Source organism: Janthinobacterium sp. HH106 (genome assembly GCF_001758725.1).
GTDB lineage: Bacteria > Pseudomonadota > Gammaproteobacteria > Burkholderiales > Burkholderiaceae_D > Janthinobacterium.
Map to the genome: position 1 here is coordinate 25,145 of NZ_LRIC01000052.1, position 18,357 is coordinate 43,501.

12 protein-coding genes are annotated in these 18,357 nt (G+C 60.5%); 7 read left to right on the forward strand and 5 right to left on the reverse strand.

All coding sequences use genetic code 11. The annotated features are described in order from the left end of the window. Positions 1-3: 3 nt before the first annotated feature. Entirely contained in the window at positions 4-1,218 is a 1,215-nt protein-coding gene (locus tag JAB8_RS20655; RefSeq protein WP_070291230.1) for an MFS transporter, read from the reverse strand. A gap of 120 nt (positions 1,219-1,338) precedes the next feature. Here JAB8_RS20655 and JAB8_RS20660 point away from each other — a divergent pair, with 120 nt between their 5' ends. Further along, complete coding sequence (locus JAB8_RS20660) at positions 1,339-2,265, forward strand: LysR family transcriptional regulator (protein WP_070291231.1); 927 nt, start codon at positions 1,339-1,341, stop codon at positions 2,263-2,265. 198 nt (positions 2,266-2,463) lie between these two features. Here the strand turns inward: JAB8_RS20660 and JAB8_RS20665 are convergent, their stop codons facing one another. Further along, complete coding sequence (locus JAB8_RS20665; protein WP_070291232.1) at positions 2,464-4,731, reverse strand: carboxy terminal-processing peptidase; 2,268 nt, start codon at positions 4,729-4,731, stop codon at positions 2,464-2,466. Between the two features lie 520 nt (positions 4,732-5,251). Between JAB8_RS20665 and JAB8_RS20670 the strand changes: the two genes are divergently transcribed. From JAB8_RS20670 to JAB8_RS20680, 3 genes are all read left to right on the forward strand, one after another. Then, positions 5,252-7,222, forward strand: coding sequence for a Cache 3/Cache 2 fusion domain-containing protein (locus tag JAB8_RS20670; RefSeq protein WP_070291233.1), 1,971 nt, complete (start codon positions 5,252-5,254; stop codon positions 7,220-7,222). A gap of 50 nt (positions 7,223-7,272) precedes the next feature. Next, positions 7,273-7,545: a DUF2007 domain-containing protein gene (locus tag JAB8_RS20675; RefSeq protein WP_070291234.1), complete on the forward strand. Its 273-nt coding sequence runs from the start codon at positions 7,273-7,275 to the stop codon at positions 7,543-7,545. Between the two features lie 284 nt (positions 7,546-7,829). Then, positions 7,830-10,802 (forward strand): UvrD-helicase domain-containing protein, encoded by a 2,973-nt coding sequence (locus JAB8_RS20680; protein WP_070291235.1) that lies wholly within the window; start codon positions 7,830-7,832, stop codon positions 10,800-10,802. 29 nt (positions 10,803-10,831) lie between these two features. Here the strand turns inward: JAB8_RS20680 and JAB8_RS20685 are convergent, their stop codons facing one another. Continuing rightward, on the reverse strand, positions 10,832-11,383 hold the full coding sequence (locus JAB8_RS20685; protein WP_070291236.1) for a thymidine kinase: 552 nt from the start codon (positions 11,381-11,383) through the stop codon (positions 10,832-10,834). A 302-nt stretch (positions 11,384-11,685) separates the two neighbouring features. Between JAB8_RS20685 and JAB8_RS20690 the strand changes: the two genes are divergently transcribed. After that, complete coding sequence (locus JAB8_RS20690; RefSeq protein ID WP_070291237.1) at positions 11,686-13,065, forward strand: cystathionine beta-synthase; 1,380 nt, start codon at positions 11,686-11,688, stop codon at positions 13,063-13,065. Next, the gene (locus JAB8_RS20695; protein ID WP_070291238.1) at positions 13,062-14,243 is read left to right on the forward strand and encodes a PLP-dependent aspartate aminotransferase family protein; all 1,182 of its coding nucleotides are present in this window, start codon (positions 13,062-13,064) and stop codon (positions 14,241-14,243) included. The genes JAB8_RS20690 and JAB8_RS20695 overlap by 4 nt, the downstream gene beginning before the upstream one ends. 107 nt (positions 14,244-14,350) lie before the next feature. Here the strand turns inward: JAB8_RS20695 and JAB8_RS20700 are convergent, their stop codons facing one another. After that, positions 14,351-16,570, reverse strand: coding sequence for an acylase (locus JAB8_RS20700; protein WP_070291239.1), 2,220 nt, complete (start codon positions 16,568-16,570; stop codon positions 14,351-14,353). Between the two features lie 14 nt (positions 16,571-16,584). Next, a complete protein-coding gene (locus JAB8_RS20705; RefSeq protein WP_070291240.1) occupies positions 16,585-17,424 on the reverse strand; it encodes a hypothetical protein in 840 nt (279 codons plus the stop codon). Between the two features lie 225 nt (positions 17,425-17,649). Here JAB8_RS20705 and JAB8_RS20710 point away from each other — a divergent pair, with 225 nt between their 5' ends. Continuing rightward, the gene (locus tag JAB8_RS20710) at positions 17,650-18,342 is read left to right on the forward strand and encodes a hypothetical protein (protein ID WP_070291241.1); all 693 of its coding nucleotides are present in this window, start codon (positions 17,650-17,652) and stop codon (positions 18,340-18,342) included. The last annotated feature ends 15 nt before the right edge of the window (positions 18,343-18,357 follow it).

The following is an 18,357-nucleotide window of genomic DNA, read 5'->3' on the forward strand; positions in this document are numbered from 1 at the left end:
GTTTCAAGCCGTGCGGCGCGTGGCCAAGGGTAAAAATTCTGCCAGCCACACCAGCAGGGCCAGGCCCGGAAACGCCATGCCGGTCAGCAAGGTTGCCTGCCAACCATAGCTGGCATACACCCAGGCGCCGATGGCCGAACCGGCCGCGCCGCCGGCGAAGAACAGCGCAAAATACAGGCCGTTCAGCCGGCCCCGCACTTCCGCGCCCAGGCTGAAGATGGCGCGCTGGCCCAGTACCAGGTTGGCCGCCACGCCCATGTCGAGCACGATGGATGCCACCACCAGCAAGCCCAGCGCCACGTGCTTCGATTCCGGGGCGAACATGGGCAAGGCAAACGCGACGATACCCAGCGCCAGCGCGGCAGCCGTGGCGGGCAAGGTGTGGCCCGCATCGGCCAGGCGGCCCGCGATGGGCGAGGCAACGGCGCCCGCCATGCCCACCAGGGCGAAGATGGCGATGCCCGTTTGCGACAGACCGAATGCGGGGCTGGCCAGCACCAGCGGCGTGACGGTCCAGAACAGGCTGAAAGCGCCAAACAGGCCCGCGTGATAGGCGGCGCGGCGGCGCAGCACGGGCGTGCCCAGCAGCAAGTGCCACAGCGAGGCCATCAGGGCTGGATATTTTATGCTCGACACGGGCTGACGCACGGGCAAGGCGCGACGCAGCACCAGCGCCAGCAATACCATCAGCACGGCGGCGCCGCCAAACACCACGTGCCAGCTGGCGTGCGCGGCCACCAATGATGCCACGGGACGGGCCAGCATGATGCCCAGCAACAAGCCGCTGACCACCTTACCCACCGTTTGCCCCCGCGTCGCTTCCTGCGACAGGTGGGCGGCAAACGGCACGATCACTTGCGCCGCCACGGAACCGAGGCCGATGGCCAGGGCGGCGGCGAGGAAGACGATGGCGCCCGTGGAGAGGGCCGCCACCACGAGGGCCGTGGCCGTCACCAGCAAGGCCGTGACGATCAGGCGGCGGTTTTCCAGCAAGTCGCCCAGCGGCACGACAAACAGCAGGCCCAGGGTATAGCCCACTTGGGTCAGCGTGACGATCAGCCCGGCCGCCTTGGCGGACAGGCCCGTCGAGGCGCTGATGGGTCCGACAAGGGTTTGCGCGTAATACAGATTGGCGACGATGAGGCCGGAAGCGATGGCCAGCAGCAGCACCATGGCCGGTGCAATGTCGTGGGGAGCGGAAGATGAGGCCTTGTTCATGTTGTTTCCTCGGTTCGATAGGGATGTCGCCATTCTAGGGAAAACTATGGCAAAGATAATCAGGGCATAATCCACTTATACTTTTCACATAAAATGAACAATGAGAATGGAAGTTATCCTATGGACAAGATCAAGGCCATGCAGACCTTCGTGCGCATCGTCGAAGCCAACAGCTTTTCCAAGGCGGCCGAAACCTTGAATTTGCCGCGCGCCGCGCTGACGGCCACCCTGCAGAAACTGGAAGCCTACCTGGGCACGCAATTGCTGCAGCGAACCACGCGCCGCTTGTCGCTGACGCCGGAAGGGGCCGAGTACTTTCGCCACTGCATCGAGATCCTGCGCGCCGTCGACACGGCGGAACTGGCATTTCGCGGTCCCGACGCGACAAAACCGCGCGGCTTGCTGCGCATCAACCTGCCCAGTACGGTGGGCCGCAGGTTGGTCGTGCCGCATATCGCGCACTTCCACGCCGCCTGGCCGGATGTGCAATTGCAGCTGAGCCTGACGGACCGCCTGGTCGACCTGACGCAGGAAGGCATCGATTGCGCCTTGCGCGTGGGCACCTTGCAAGATTCCGCCTTCATCGGCAAACAGGTCGGCCTGATGCACTTCGTTACGTGCGCTGCGCCCGCCTACCTGGCGCGGCACGGCACGCCGCAGACCCTGGCCGACCTGGCCGCGCACCAGGGCATCATGCATTACTCAGGCCGCACGGGCCGCGCCTTCGACTGGGATTTCCAGCAAGGCAAGGAAGTGCTGCGCGTGCAGATGGCCGGCCCCATCGCCGTCAACGACGCGGACGCCAGCGTCGATTGCGCGCTGCAGGGCCTGGGACTGGCGCAGGCCGCCGTGTACCAGGTGCGCGCGCACCTCGACAGCGGCGCGCTGGTGGCCGTGCTGGCCGATCATCCGCCCACGCCCATGCCGATGTCGCTGCTGACGCCGCAAGGCCGCCTGGCCACGCCCAAGCTGCAGGCGTTTGCTGGCTGGATCACGGCCTTGCTGGCGGCACAGCCCGACGTGCAAGCGCCCACGCACAGAATCTGAGGCAAAAAAAAGCCCGCTGCGAGAGCGGGCTGAATCTATTTTCTTGGAGGAGAATAGAGGAGACAAGTGCATTATGCTGCATCGCGGCATATCAATCCAATTGATTGTTGGAATGACAGAAATACACCCAACAGATAACTGATCGGGGCGAAAAAAAACCGGCTCCGCAAGGAGCCGGTTTTCTAGTGCATGAAAGCCTTACTTCGCTGCCGTCACCGGCGTCGCCTTGGTGTCCGCGCCATACGGCAAGACCTTGGCCGCCATGCGGGTATCGGCCTTGATCAGCGCCACTTCGTCGGCCAGGATGCGCGCCGCTTCGTTCAGCAGCACGTCCTTGGCGCTCTTGGCGGCCGTTTCGGCATCGAGCTCGGCGCTCAGCGCGCGCTCGTCGCCCTGCAAGCCGTCATCGGTGCGCAAGGCGCCCTTCACGGCGGCGATTTGCTTGGCCGTCTTGCTGGCCGCTTTCGCGCCCTTCAGCACGTCTTTCGGATCGGGAATCACCACGAGGTCGTCGGCAGGATTCGAAATTTGCGCGATCAGGCGTTTTTCACGGGCCTTGGCGCGCGCTTCCTGGGCATCGCGCTCCTTGCGGCGCACGGTTTCATTGAGCGAAATCTGGTTTTCCTTGCGCTGCTTGACGACCAGGGCGATGTCATCGAGCAAGTACTGGAAATCCTTGTCCTTGGCCACGCGCGCTTCATGCTTCTTGTCCAGCAGCGGCACGATATCCTTCAGGTCGCCCGTCGGCATGTATTGCGCCGGCTTGATGGCCACCCATGGCAAGGCATTGTCATAGCTCGATTCGCCGAAGTTTTCCGTGTCGGACATGGCCGGCAGCTTGATGTCGGGCGTGACGCCGCGCAACTGCGTGGTGCCGCCGTTGATGCGGAAGAACTGGGCGATGGTCATTTTCAGCTCGCCGAAACGGGCTTTCTCGCTGCCGCCGAAACGGTCGAGGTTGAACAGGGTTTGTACGGTGCCCTTGCCGAAGCTGCCTTCGCCGATGATGACGCCTCGGCCGTAATCCTGCACGGCGGCGGCGAAAATTTCGGAAGCGGAAGCGGAGCCGCGGTTGATCAGCACGCCCATCGGGCCATCCCAGGCCAGGCCCGAGTTGGTATCGCTTTCCACGTCGACCTTGCCTTCGGCATTGCGCTGCATCACGACCGGACCCTTGTCGATGAACAGGCCCGTCAGTTCGACGGCTTCGTTCAGCGAACCGCCGCCGTTGTTGCGCAAGTCGATCAGGACGTTGTCGACCTTGTCCTTCTTCAACTCGGACAGCAAACGGCTGACGTCGCGCGTGGCGCTTTTAAAGTCCTTGTCGCCACGGCGGCGCGCTTCGAAATCCTGGTAGAACGTCGGCAGGGAAATGACGCCGATGCGGCGCTTGACGCCGTTGTCGCGCACTTCGATGACCGATTTCTTCGCCGCCTGCTCTTCCATGCTGATTTTCTTGCGCACCAGCGGCAAGACCACGTGCTTGGCGTCCGGGCCGGCGTCGGCCGGCAGGATGTCGAGGCGCACGGTGGAATCCTTGGCGCCGCGGATCAGCTGCACCACGTCGTCGATGCGCATGCCCAGCACTTCGGTGATGGGGCCGCTTTCGCCCTGCCCCACGCCGACGATGCGGTCGCCCACTTTCAGCTTGCCCGACAGGCCGGCCGGGCTGCCCGGCACCACTTCGCGCACCACCGTGTACTCGTCGCGCGTCTGCAGCACGGCGCCGATGCCTTCGAGCGACAGGCGCATGGCGATGTCGAAGTTGTCCGAGGCGCGCGGGCCCAGGTAATTGGTGTGCGGTTCGATCGACATGGCGTAGGCGTTCATGAAGATCTGGAACACGTCTTCGCTGTTGAGCTTGCGCGAACGGGTCGTGTAGCTTTCATAGCGCTTGTCCAGCGTCTCGCGGATGGCCTTGTCTTCCTTGCCCGCCAGTTTCAGGCGCAGCCAGTCGTTCTTGACGCGCTTGCGCCACAGGTCGCGCACTTCCTCGTCATTCTTCGGCCAGGCGGCCTTTTCGCGGTCGAGCTGGTAGCTCTCGTCGGCGGTAAAGTCGAACTTGGTTTTGAGCAATTCACGCGCATACGCCATGCGCTCGTCGAAACGCTGCTGGTACAGGTTGTAGATGGCAAACGGCGCCGTCAGGTCTTCATTGACGATGGCGTCGTCGAGCTTGGTGCGCAAGGGGGCGAAACGGTCGACATCGGCTTGCACGAAGAACAGTTTCTCCGCGTCCAGGGACTTGAAATAGCGGTCGAAGATTTTCTCCGACATGGCGTCGTCGAGCGGCATGGCCTTGTAATGGACGCGCGTCAGGACGCGCGATGCCCACAAGGCGGCCTGCGTTTGCTGGGCCAGCGGCTTCATGGTGAGCGGAGGAGCGGCGCTCTTGTCCGTCTGGGCTGCGCCAGCGTGGGCTGACAGGGCAAGCACCAGGGTGACCAGCATCATTTGCTTCTTCATCGGCTTCTCCGAAAATTAGTTGAATCAATTCCAGGCGGCGCAGCTATTCATGCGCCAGCCAGCAAGACAGTAAGGGGAATACGCGACTGGTCTGCATATTATTCTACAGGATACGGCCAGGCAGTCTCCCATGGAAGATCAGTTTCTTCCTGGAAGCTTAAACGCGGATTAAAGGCGGCGTCTCATTCATTACAAAATGAAACATTCGTGAGAAAAATCGCATCATTCGTCAGCGACGAATATCCACGGGCGCCACTGAAATGAAAAAAGTCAATAGGCTGAAGCGGCAACCCTTGATCCAGGTGATGTTTTTATGCGAAAAAATGATTCCTGCGGGAAACACTTAGTAACAAACGGCAAGCAACATGCTATCATCGCGCCCTGAAATCCAGCTTGCCTGCGCGCGGCTCCAAAGCCGGCGCGCCTCCGTTTCAACAGCATTCCCCACCAGATCCCCTCCCCGCGTGTCATGTCATGACCAGGAATGGCCGAGCTGATTACCCTTTGCCAGACTCACACTATGCCTACAATTTCGTTCTCCCCCCGCCACTGGAGTGTCGGCGGCAAGATTACCGTCTTCACGTTTGCCCTGGTCAGCCTGATCCTCGCCAGCCTGACTGCCTTGATGAGTATCAACACCTCGCGCGTGCTGGAACAGCGCGCCGAAGCGGCCGTCACCAGCGAGCTCAATAGCGTCATGACGACCACGGAAGTCTTCCATACGGCCATGGTCAACGAGGCGGCCAGCTTCGCGCGCCTGTTCGCGGCCGAATTTCCCGGCCCGTTCACGGTCGATGCGGGCGCCATGGTGGCCGTGGCCGGCAAGGCCACGCCGGCCCTGGCCAACGGCGGCAAGGTGCTCAACCTCGACACGGCCGTGGTCGACCGCTACACGGCCCAGACGGGCGTGATCGCCACCATCTTTGCCGCCAACGGCGATGAATTCGTGCGCATCAGCACTTCGCTGAAAAAACAGGATGGCGAACGGGCCGTCGGCACCCAGCTCGACCACAACCACCCCAGCTACGCGCCCCTGCGCGCGGGCCAGCGTTTTGTTGGCATGGCAACCTTGTTTGGCAAGCAATACATTACCCAGTACGACCCCGTGCGCGATGCGGCTGGCAAGGTGGTGGGCGTGCTGTTCATCGGCCTCGATATCAGCAAGAATCTGGCCATGTTGAAAGACAAGATTCGCCAGGTCAAGATCGGCCAGACGGGCTACATCTATATCCTCGACACGGCCCCCGGCGCCAATTACGGCCACATGGTGCTGCACCCGAACAGCGAAGGCAAGAGCGCGCTCGAGTTCAAGGCCAGCGACGGCCGCCTGTTCATCCAGGAAATGCTGGCGCAGAAAGACGGCGCCATGCGCTACACGTGGACGGCGCCCGGCGAAACGGCTGCCAGCGCGCGCGAAAAGCAGCTGTATTACCGTCAATTCAAGGATTGGCAATGGATCATCGCGGGCGGCACGTTCACGGACGAGATCACCTTGGAGGCGCGCCAGCTGCGCAACCAGCTGGCCATTTCCGGCTTCATCGCCCTGCTCGTCTTCGCCCTGCTGCTGTACTGGCTGGTGCGCACCCTCGTCTCGCGCCCGCTGGCCGCCGCCGAAACGGCCGCCGCGCAGATTGCCGCCGGCGACCTGACGGTGCACCTCGATACCAGCAGCCTGGACGAAATCGGCCGCCTGCTGCGCGCCATGAACCGCATCAGCGACAACCTGTCGCAAGTGGTCGGCAACGTGCGCGGCAGCGCCGGGCAGATCGCCACGGCGTCCGGTGAAATCGCCAGCGGCAACCTGGATTTGTCGAGCCGCACGGAACAGCAAGCCAGTTCGCTGGAAGAAACGGCCGCCTCGATGGAAGAACTGAGCTCCACCGTGCGCCAGAACGTCGATCACGCGCAGCAGGCAAGCAAACTGGCGCATGAATCGTCCAGCCTGGCAGCCGAAGGCGGCGCGGCCGTGGCGCAGGTGGCCAGCACCATGGACGCCATCCGCAGCTCATCCGGCAAGATCGCCGACATCATCGGCGTCATCGACGGCATCGCCTTCCAGACCAACATCCTGGCCTTGAACGCAGCCGTGGAAGCGGCCCGGGCCGGCGAGCAGGGACGGGGCTTCGCCGTCGTCGCCACCGAGGTGCGCACCCTGGCGCAGCGCTCGACGGCAGCGGCGAAAGACATCAAGGATCTGATCCAGGCGTCCGCCGGCACGGTGGACCTGGGCCACGCGCAAGTGAGCCAGGCCAGCGCCACCATGGACACCGTGGTGGCCAGCGTGCAGCAAGTGAGCACCATCATGGCGGAAATCGCGCAGGCGAGCGAAGAACAGCGCAGCGGCATCGAGCAAGTCAACCAGGCCATCGCCCAGATGGACCAGGTGACCCAGCAGAACGCGGCCCTGGTGGAAGAGGCGGCCGCGGCCGCCGACGCCTTGCAGGAGCAGGCGCATGAGCTGAACCAGGTGGTGGGCGTGTTCAAGCTATAAGGCCATGCCTGGTGCTAAGATGGGGACGAACCCACTTGCCAGGAGACACGATGCACGACGACTATGTTTTGATTGCCCGGCTGATGATCCCCACGGATGCGCACGTCATCCGCAGCTGCCTGGCAGCGGCCGGCATCGACGTGCTGCTGACGGACGACCAGCATATGCAGGCCGACATGCTGCTGGCAGCCGCCATCGGCGGCGCCCGCGTACTGGTGCGCGAACACGACCTGGCGCGCGCGAATGACATCCTGGCCGCCTTCGAGCGGGGCGATCTGGCGCTGGCCGACGATGCGGATGTGGGCGCGCCGGAGGTGGAGTAGCATTTCCATTCAGCCACCTCTTTCCCGCGCTTCGCTCCCCCGCCATTACCCTTGAATCGTAGTTACTCCTCTCTCGCCATACATTCTTTCAATCGGCGCATATTCATGATCGGCTGAGATTGCATATCTGGCATTGCGGCATATACACTCATTGCTGTATTAATACACTGCCGGTTTTTATATGCTGGCCATTCCAGACATGAATATGCCTCGTTGACAATACGAGAAAACGCCAGCAATACATCATTTGAATAAGTGCGCTGTCCACCGAAAACCTTGGCAGCATGGTTCAAGAAGGGCTGGAGAAAATTTTGCAGAAAAAAGAATCAAAGTGGTTCGCCTGGATTAATTTCCGCAAGGCACGCGCCATCCACCTTCTCAGCGATAAGCTCCACATTGGAGATACTTCGATTCCGATTGAAGGGATATCAAACGTCTGTATTGAAAACCAAGGATGGCTACAATCGCTCCTCAAGTGCGAGACGATAACATTATCATATGAACAGGATAAATGTGAGCTATTTGAATCTTTCACGATAGAAGCAGCAAGTACGCTGGAAGTCGCCAATGCCATCAATACTGCGACATCTCACCTCATCGATCTGAAACTGTCCAGTATCGAACGCTATACAAGCGCAGCGGAAGAAAGAAGGTCCTTGCTCTATCAACCGCATGCGTATATCCGCCATTCCGTCGCCACCCGATTTGCCAAGCTGGAAAGGCCCATGTTCAAGATAAGCTGTATGCAGGCAGCTTCGCTGCTCAAGCTGCGCATATCTACCGACAAACAACGCCTGTGTGCTCGTGCCCTGCACCATCGTCTGGCTAGCCTCGCTCCCTTTGTCGAATCACCCCAACAAACTCAAGAAGCACACAATACGCAATACAAGGCATATTGGAGAGCATCAGAAGCAGCCTATTTTCACAATGTGGAAAGTTGTGCCTTAACTGAAGAACAGATCGATACTGCGCTCACATTTGAGGACGCTACACTGGTTATCGCCGCAGCCGGCTCTGGAAAAAGCTCTTGTATTGTTGGAAAAATTGGCTTTGCCCTCAAGAGCGGAATGTTTCAGGATCATGAAATTATTGCGCTGGCATACAACAAGGAAGCAGCAAACGGCCTCAAGAAAAGGCTCAAGGAAAAACTTAGCAAAGCTTTGGGACGCCCCGTTTCTGTGGCATCGAAGACTTTCCATAGCTTTGGCTTATCCATTTTGACAGAGCATTATGGCGCCACGTACACACCCAAAGTCCTGAAAGAAGACGACGGCGAAGAAGGCCGGCTAATGAAATCCGTCATTCATAATTTGCTAGATACGAATGAAAGTTTTCAACAAGCATTAACTTTATGGTTCAGTCTCTTCCCTTGTGACGACCCAAACCCCATAGGGGCAAGCGGCGATTTGGATGAGTGTGAAAAGCGCTACGAGGAATGCTGCAGAGAACGTCTGCGGCTACGCCGTGATCCGAAGAAAAAACCATGGGAAGCGAGCATTCCAACTTTCAGCCAGTCAATTTATGTTCGATCGCTGGAAGAACGCGCAATCGCAAATTGGCTGATTTTACGCGGCGTGGTCTTTGAATACGAGCGCCCAGATTGGGCCGGAGCAAAGCGCTTGGGACTTGGCAACTACGCGAGCGGCAAGAGCAAACCTTACAATCCGGATTTTAGCTATCTTTACCAAGAACGTCTGCCCGGTGGACGCATGCGTACCGTGAGAGTCATCCATGAGCATTTCGCGCTGAATGAGCACGGAAAGGCCCCTGAATGGATGGGAGGAAGCAAATATGAGGAGCGTGCAGCACAGAAGCGCGCCATGTATCAGAAATGGATGGGAGAAGCGGAAAATTCGGCTGAGCGCATCGTATATTTCGAGACCACCAGTGCCCAGGTGCGCGACGGTTCCATTTGGTTACACCTACAGAAAAACCTGCAAGCGGCCGGTGTAAAAATCGGCAACTCTGATCAGAATATTCTGGCCTGCGCATTGCAGCAGTTTCGCGAAGCCAGCTATCTTGAGCAGTTGTTAATCAATTTTGTACTGTTATTTAAAAACTCAGGATATACCGAACAGCACGTCCGCGAAGCCGCTAGCGGATCGGTCAACCCAGCCCGTGCAGAACTATTTCTTGATGTTGCCATTCTGATATACCACGGGTATCAGGAAGCGCTTAAAGAAGCGGGCAAGATCGACTATGCCGACATGCTGCGTGATGCCATAAACGTCCTGGCGACCGGCAGCGTTGCGTCGCCATTTCGATTCGTGTTGGTGGATGAGTTTCAAGACATCAGTCATTTGAAAGGCGACTTGGTAAAAAGCATTCTGAACCAGTCTCCACAGGAATCCATCGTTTTTTGCGTCGGCGACGACTGGCAATCGATTAATCGTTTCTCCGGATCAGACATCGATATCTTTAACAATGTGGACCATTACCTTGGCAGGCACACCAGCAGGCTCAAGCTCTCCAGGACTTTCCGCTGTGCGCAAGGTATCGCTGATGTCTCCCGGGCACTGGTCATGCAAAACTCGCGGCAATCGACAAAAGAAGTCTACGCTAACGCATCGCCATTTTCCAGTTGCGTGAGAGTCGTGCATCATCCTGACAGCGCAGAAAACAGGCGGCAAGTCTTACAGGAAGAACTGGAGCATATGTACGCACTTGGTCGTCAACTTGATATCGCCTGTCCCAGCGTCCAAATTCTGCGGCGCACAAAAAAGGATTCCACGACAACTGAAGGCCTCACGACCGCCTATCTGCATACGCTCAAGACCCAATATGCGGGCAGACTATCGATTGAATTCAATTCCGTGCATGCGGCAAAAGGTTCTGAAGCGGATTTCGTCATACTTCCCGGCCTGGACTCTGGATTTAGAGGATTTCCAGATGACCGCCCGGCAGAACCTTTGCTGGATCTGGTACTGCCGCCACTCGGCGATAACGTAGAGGAAGAACGCCGGTTGCTTTACGTTGGCCTGACCCGCGCACGCCATGCCGTCAGCATGCTGACGGCGACAAGCAGGCCGAGCGAGTTTGTGCTGGAGTTAGATAATCTACGCATCCAGCACCAAACGGTCGAGTGGATTGAGCATGAACAGGCAAGAATTCCTTGCCCGCGATGTCATCGTGGCTCGCTTGTCAAAGCTCCCAAGTCTGCATTCAGAATTTGCAGTAAATCGAATTCGTGCGGCTATCGAGAAAAAGATCAAGTTCGAGCGGCCGAGAAACCATCGAATATGGAGACTGTTGGCTAGCGATATGACGGGACGCTATGCAAGCAGCGTCAACCCGCGTAGAAACAGCGCCCGCACGCCTGGCGGTAACTTTCGTTGCCGCCAATACTGATCTGCTCGCCTTCCTTGATGCGGCGGCCCTGCTCGTCCACGCGGATGTTCATCGTGGCCTTCTTGCCGCACGTACAGATATTCTTCAATTCCTCGATATCGTCGGCCAGCGCCAGCAGATAGGCCGAGCCGGGGAACGGTACGCCCTTGAAATCCGTGCGTAAGCCGTAGCAGATGACGGGCACGCCCTTCACTTGTGCCAGCTGGTGCAATTGTTGCACTTGTGCCGTGCTGAGGAATTGCGCTTCGTCAACCAGCAGGCAGGCCACCTGGGGAATATCGTCGAGGAAATTCGTGTCGGCATGGAAGATATCGACCTGGCGCTGCGGGCCCAGGCGCGAGGTGACCCGGCCCACGCCGTAGCGGCTGTCGATGGCAGCCGTGTACAGGCGCACCTGCTGGCCCTGCTCTTCGTAGTTGTGCGCGACTTGCAACAAGGCCGTCGACTTGCCCGCGTTCATCGCGGAATACCGGAAATAGAGTTTTGCCACTGCCGCCTGCCCTGTCTGAGTAATTTCAATACTATTTAGTATCTTTTCGAGGCGTGATTATAAATCGCAATGGCGGGCTTGCGGCAGCTTAATAGTCGCGTCGTTGGTGCGGCAAGCGGGCCAAAAACGGCGCATACTCGAATCGCGCGCGTTGCGACCGATATGCGCAATGCGCATATGCAAGCATGGAAACATTCGTTCGCCGCACTCGTCCACCCGCCTACACTGCGCGGCACGGAAGGCGGCTCGGGACACAATCCTGAGCGGCTGTTTCTCTGACAGGAGCCACCATGAATGATCGAATGCCATCCCCCTCCCAGCCGCCAGCGCTATACAAGCTGATCGGCAACACCCCGCTGGTCGAAGTGACCAGGCTCGATACGGGCCTGTGCCAGCTGTTCCTGAAACTGGAATCGCAAAATCCCGGCGGTTCCATCAAGGACCGCATCGGCCTGTCCATCATCGAAGCGGCCGAAGCCGACGGCCGCCTGCAGCCGGGCGGCACCATCGTCGAAGCGACGGCCGGCAACACGGGCATCGGCCTAGCCCTGGTGGGCCGCATCAAGGGCTACCGCGTGATTCTCGTCGTGCCCGACAAGATGTCGACGGAAAAAGTGCTGCATCTGAAGGCGCTGGGCGCCGAAGTGCACACCACGCGCTCGGACGTGGGCAAGGGCCACCCCGAGTACTACCAGGATTACGCGGCGCGCCTGGCGCGCGAACTGCCGGGCGCCTTCTTCGCCGACCAGTTCAACAATCCCGCCAATCCGCTGGCCCACGAAACGACGACGGCACCGGAAATCTGGGAGCAAAGCGGGCATGACGTGGACGCCATCGTCGTCGGCGTCGGTTCCTCCGGCACCCTGACGGGCCTGACGCGCTACTTCCGCAAGACACAGCCCAAGCTCGAATTCGTGCTGGCCGACCCGCAAGGCTCCATCCTCACCGAATACATCGACACGGGAAAAGTCAGCGACACGAGCGGCTCGTGGGCCGTGGAAGGCATCGGCGAAGATTTCATCCCGTCCATTGCCGACATGGACAGCGTCACCAAAGCCTACACCATCACGGACCAGGAAAGTTTCGATTCCGCGCGCGCCCTGCTGCGCGCCGAAGGCATCCTCGGCGGCTCGTCCACGGGCACCCTGCTGGCCGCCGCGCTCAAGTACTGCCGCGAACAGACGACGCCGAAGCGCGTCGTCACCTTCGTGTGCGACACGGGCACGCGCTATTTATCTAAAGTCTACAACGATGGCTGGATGCGCGACCAGGGTCTGTTGCAGCGGGCGCTCTCGGGCGACTTGCGCGACCTGATCGGGCGCCGCTACGACGAGGGCGACGTCGTCAGCGTGGCGCCCGGCGACACCCTGCTCACGGCCTTCAACCGCATGCGCGCCAGCGACCTGGCCCAGCTGCCCGTCATTGATGCAGGTCAACTGGTCGGCATCCTTGACGAATCGGACTTGCTGCTGCACGTCTCGAGCGACGCCGCCCATTTCGCAGGTCTGGTGGGCGCCACCATGACGACGCAGATCGAAACGCTGGCGCCATCGAGCGGCTTGCCCGCCCTGCGCGCCACGCTGGACCGGGGCTTGACGGCCGTCGTCGCCGACGATACCGGCTTCTATGGCCTGATCACCCGCTTCGACCTTCTCAACCACTTACGCAGGACACTATCTTGAGTAAAGAAACCACCCGCAAGAGCCATCTGGCCACCCGCGTCATCCACGCCGGCCAGTCGCCCGACCCGTCGACGGGCGCCATCATGCCGCCCATTTACGCCACCTCCACCTTTGTGCAGGACAGCCCCGGCGTGCACAAGGGCCTCGATTACGGCCGCTCGCACAATCCCACGCGCTGGGCGCTCGAGCGCTGCGTGGCCGACCTGGAAGGCGGCAGCGCGGCGTTCGCGTTCGCCTCGGGCCTGGCCGCCATTTCGTCCGTGCTGGAATTGCTGGACGCGGGCAGCCACATCGTCGCCGGCGACGACATGTACGGCGGCACGTATCGACTGTTCGAGCGCGTGCGCCGGCGTTCGGCCGGCCACGCATTCACGTACGTCGACCTGACGAATCCCGAGAACCTGCTGGCCGCGCTGCGCCCGGAAACGAAGATGGTGTGGGTGGAAACGCCCACCAACCCGATGCTGAAACTGGCCGATTTGCGGGCGATCGCCGACATCTGCCGCGAGCGGGGCATCATCGCCGTGGCCGACAACACGTTTGCCAGTCCGCTGGTGCAGCGCCCCCTGGAACACGGCTTCGACATCGTCGTGCATTCGACCACCAAGTATTTGAACGGCCACTCGGACATCATCGGCGGCATCGCCATCGTCGGCGCGGAAGAACGCCAGGCGGAATGGCGCGAGCAGCTGGGCTTTTTGCAGAATTCAGTGGGGGCGATTGCCGGGCCGTTCGACAGCTTCCTGGCCTTGCGCGGCGTGAAAACCCTGGCCATCCGCATGCAGCGCCATTGCGCAAGCGCCCTGGCCCTGGCGCAGTGGCTGGAGCAGCAAAAGGAAGTGAAAACCGTGTTTTATCCGGGGCTGGCATCGCACCCGCAGCACGCGCTGGCGCAGCGCCAGATGGATGGTTTCGGCGGCATCATCTCGATCGACCTCGACACCGACCTGGCTGGCGCGCGGCGCTTCCTCGAGCGTTGCGAGGTGTTCGCCCTGGCCGAAAGCCTGGGCGGCGTGGAAAGCCTGATCGAGCACCCTGCCCTGATGACGCATGCCAGCATTCCCGCCGAACAGCGGGCCAAGCTGGGCATCGGCGACGGCTTGATCCGCCTGTCGGTGGGGATCGAGGATATCGAGGATTTGCGCCATGATCTGCGCACGGCGCTGGACGCGATTTGAGGGGAGAGGTGTCGGATTACGCTGCGCTAATCCGACCTACGGCATACCGAGGGCGGTAGGTCGGATTAGCTCGGCAACGCCGGGCGTAATCCGACACACCACAAACCTCACTCCCCCGGCCGATACCTGCGCTCCAGGTGCTGTTCCACCTGATCCGGATAAAACAGCACCTCCTTGAATTCGCCGCGTGCATACATGGCCGCCTGGTCCTGGAAGTGGGGCGACTTCGGGTCGCCGCTCTGGCCACCGGCAAGAATGCTTTTCGCCTTGATGCGGGGGCCGAATTCCACGGCCGCGACAAAGCTGTTGCCGCGTTCGCCGTAGATGCGTTTCGTGCGGCTCTTGCTGCTCTGGCCATACGCGGCCAGCGCGCCCCAGTTGCCCGACGCGTAAGGCACGGGCAAGCTCGGCTGCGCATCGTCGAACGGCTGCACGATGTCGCCCGTCAGGCGCTGGAAGCGGTTGATCTCGCCCCACGGCGTTTGCCAGTTGCCGAAATCGCGCTGCAGTTTGTCCGCCGCCGTCGCCAGGGCAGCCAGCCGCTGCGCCGCCGTGACCTTGTCCGTCGCCAGAAAATCGACCACGGGCACGCCTTGTTCCCTCGCCTGCTTGCCCGTCAGCTCCGCCAGCTCCTGGCCCCAGAACACGGCCAGGGACGTGGCCGTGGAAGTGAGCGAATAGCGCCAGTCCCAGGCCCGCAGCAAGGCGATCTTGTCGGCCAGCGCCAGCTGTTGCGCGTCGCCCGCCGGCAGGGCATCGTAGGCGGCGAACAGCGGCGGCAGCAGCGCTTCGAAGGCCGTCAGTTCGCTGTCGTAGGAGGCGGCGATCAGGCTGTCGAGCGTAAAACCCGTCTTGTTCTGAAAAACCTTGACGGCATGCAGGCCGCGCGCGTTTTCGCCGTAGACCGACATGTAGGCGGGATAGTCCTGCTGGCGCGGGCTGTTGGCCCCGGCCGCCGAATACGGCCAGTTGTTCGTGTTCTGAATCCAGCCATTCTTCGGATTGAACAAGGTGATGGTTTGCGCCACCGTGTGCAGCCCCTTCCATTCCGTGGCCGGGTCGCTGCCGTCGACGGGCTGCTTCCAGTTGAAGCGCGGGTCGCGCACGGGGATGAAATTGCCATGAAAATAGGCGATATTGCCATCCCCGTCCGCATACACCGTGTTGTTCGACGAATTCGTGCGCAGTTCCATCGTTTGATAAAACGCCGCGTAATCGCGCGCCTTGGTGCGCGTGTACGACTGCGTCAAAGCCTTCAACGGTTCATTCATCAGGCGCACTGCCACCCATTTACCGTCCTGCGCGCGCACGATGGGGCCGTGGTGGCTGTAGTAGACGGTGATGGTTGTCGAGCCCATCGCGCCATCGGCCAGTTTATAGGGCACGGTCATCGGCACGGCTTTCAGGGGCCGCAGCCCGCCGTCATAGCGGTAGAACCATGCACCATCCTTGTCGACGATGCTTTCCAGGTATTCGTCGATGACGTCGCCGCCGCCCGAGGTATGCATCCAGCCGAGGCGCTCATTGAAACCCTGGTAGACAAAGAACTGGCCCCAGGTGACGGCGCCATACGCGTTCAGGCCTTCGCCGCTGGTCATCTGCACTTCGGGACGGAAGTAGAACGAGGTGTGCGGGTTGATCATCAAGAGCGCATGGCCGTTTTTGGTAATCGCGGGCGCGATGGCGAAGCCGTTCGAACCGCTCGGTTCGGGGTCCAGACCTGACGCCAACCTGGTCTCCACGCCGGCCAGCGCTACGGCGGCGGGCCTTGCCTGCTGGCCGTAGAACGCTTCGAGCTGCGTCAGGTTGACCGATTCGATATCGCCGCCGATGCTGCCCTCGCTGAAACTGAGGGCCATCCACGGCTCGAAATGCGTAATCAAGCGAGGTTTGACGTGCGGATGCGTGGCCAGGTAAAAATTCAGGCCGTCGGCAAAGGCATCCATGAGTTTCTGCAGCCACGGCGGGCTGGCGCGGTACTGCGCCTGCAGCTCCTGCGGATCGATGAAGAGCTTCATGCGCAGGTCGCGGTACAGCTCCCGCTCGCCCTCCACTTCCGCCAGCCGCCCCATGGCATTGATATAGTTCAATTCCACGCGGGGAAAATCGTCTTCGGCCTGCGCATACATCAGGCCGAAGACGGCATCGGCATCCGTCTTGCCCGTCACGTGGGGTATGCCCCAGGTGTCGCGCGCGATGCTGACGTTGGCGGCCTGCGCCTGCCAACGGGCCACGTCCGTGACGGAAGCGCCGGGCGCCGCCAGCGCGGGAGGAGCGGCAACGATGCCGCAGGCGATGGCGGCGAACAAGGCACGGCGAACTGGCATGCACTACTCCAATATCAGGATGCGTCGATCAGGGTGGCGATACGCTGGTTGAGTTCCACATTTTCCGCCTGCAGCTGCGCCACTTTCTGCTTCAAGCTGGCGATCTCGCCGCGCAGGCGCTCCGTTTCGGACGGCGCCTGCGCCGCGTTTTCCGCCCACGGTTCGTTGCCCGTCTCCGGCGTATCCTGCGACACGTGCGGCGCCTTCGGCTCGCGCGGCGTGCGCGTGGCGGCGCGCTGTTCGCGGATTTCCTTGGCCGCTTGGCGTAATAATTTTTTGCCGCCGGCGACAGCCGCCACCTGCTCTTCCGGCGGCAGCGATGCCACGGTGGCCGCCGCATTGATCGAGATCGTGCCCGAACGGACGGCTTCCACCAGTTCCGGCGAGGCCGCCTTCTGGATCTTCTCGATCTGGCTGATCTGGTTGCTGCTCAATCTGGCCGCCTTGGCCACCTCTTCGCGCGTGCTCATGGGAGGCTTGGGCGCGTTTTCGCCATCGGGCGCGTCCTGGGCGCTGACGGGCGCCGGGCTGCGCGCGGCGACGATTTCCTTCTTGCGCAAGGCCAGCACGCCGCGCTGGAAGTCCGACACGCTGCGGCGCGCCAGGTGATTGTCGATCATCCACAGCATGACGTCGTCAAGCGAGGTAAAGCTGGTGTTCTGGATGGTCTTGAATTCGATGCCGTGCTGGCGGCAGATGGCGTAGCGGTTATGCCCGTCGATCAGCACGTCGTTCCACAGCACCAGCGCATCGCGGCAGCCTTCGGCCAGCAGGCTGCGCTCGAGCGCCGCGTACTCGCTGGCGGTGAGCGGGTCGATATACGACTGCAGCACCTGATTGATAGTGATATTCATGGTTGTCCTCAATATTGCGGCGCGATGGTCCGCGCCGGCACGAATGCTACACCATCCGCCCTCCATAAGGCTGACCGAGGTCCCCATCGCTCGTCACGGCAGAAAAAAGCGCATTTTTCCTTTCCTTCAGAAGCAACTGAACTTATCATTTGGCAATATTTAACGACCTTCCCCTTACTCGCGCCTGCTTGCGTATGAGCGCTTCGAAGACAAACAAGGAAATCAATGAAAAAGTTATGCCGCGTCGCCATCGCTGCCCTGGTACTCAGCGGGTGCGCCACCATGGAAGTGCGCGAGACCACCCGCACGATGGAACGCATCGGCCATGATCCGCAACTGAATGTCGTTTCAAAGGTCACTGCCGGTGAAGCACTGTTGTCCACATTTCAATACACAAGCAAAACGGGCTATCAGATTTACGATGGACGCGCCGTGTCGATTGGCGGCGGACGTGTAGCTGTCATCGAGGGCGACTTCCTGTACCGCGCCGATGTCGAGGGAAAACCTGCTTACTGCACTGAACGGCAGGTATTCAATATGCTGCTGCCCGGAATGACCAAGAATGCCTGTTTTGCCGACCGAAACAATGATGGCCTGCTGGACCAGGTGATGATCGCAGGCGATCTGGCGTGGTGGCACGAAGACGTCAGCCCCGGCATCAAATTCGGCCCGGGAGTGGAAACTGCACCTATCGACAGGTCCATCAATTCACAATTGCTATATCAGGGCTACAGCAATAAGACTTTGCGCATTGCCTACCGGGAGTATGCGGGCAGCCTGGCAAGGCCGTCGTTTTCGCAAGATTTATCATTCGAGATCACAAATTTTCCTGCGGAAATCACCTTCAGGAAAATCAAGATACAAGTACGTAGCGCAGGAAATCAGGGCCTGGAATACCAAATCATTGGCGGCTACTGACACTCGCGGGCAAGC

What these genes read in the sequence shown, in the direction of transcription:
- JAB8_RS20680 (WP_070291235.1), top strand. Translation starts at nt 7,830, where the DNA reads ATGGTTCAAGAAGGGCTGGAGAAAATTTTGCAGAAAAAAGAATCAAAG.
- JAB8_RS20665 (WP_070291232.1), bottom strand. Translation starts at nt 4,731, where the DNA reads ATGAAGAAGCAAATGATGCTGGTCACCCTGGTGCTTGCCCTGTCAGCC.
- JAB8_RS20670 (WP_070291233.1), top strand. Translation starts at nt 5,252, where the DNA reads ATGCCTACAATTTCGTTCTCCCCCCGCCACTGGAGTGTCGGCGGCAAG.
- JAB8_RS20675 (WP_070291234.1), top strand. Translation starts at nt 7,273, where the DNA reads ATGCACGACGACTATGTTTTGATTGCCCGGCTGATGATCCCCACGGAT.
- JAB8_RS20690 (WP_070291237.1), top strand. Translation starts at nt 11,686, where the DNA reads ATGCCATCCCCCTCCCAGCCGCCAGCGCTATACAAGCTGATCGGCAAC.
- JAB8_RS20700 (WP_070291239.1), bottom strand. Translation starts at nt 16,570, where the DNA reads ATGCCAGTTCGCCGTGCCTTGTTCGCCGCCATCGCCTGCGGCATCGTT.
- JAB8_RS20705 (WP_070291240.1), bottom strand. Translation starts at nt 17,424, where the DNA reads ATGAATATCACTATCAATCAGGTGCTGCAGTCGTATATCGACCCGCTC.
- JAB8_RS20655 (WP_070291230.1), bottom strand. Translation starts at nt 1,218, where the DNA reads ATGAACAAGGCCTCATCTTCCGCTCCCCACGACATTGCACCGGCCATG.
- JAB8_RS20660 (WP_070291231.1), top strand. Translation starts at nt 1,339, where the DNA reads ATGGACAAGATCAAGGCCATGCAGACCTTCGTGCGCATCGTCGAAGCC.
- JAB8_RS20710 (WP_070291241.1), top strand. Translation starts at nt 17,650, where the DNA reads ATGAAAAAGTTATGCCGCGTCGCCATCGCTGCCCTGGTACTCAGCGGG.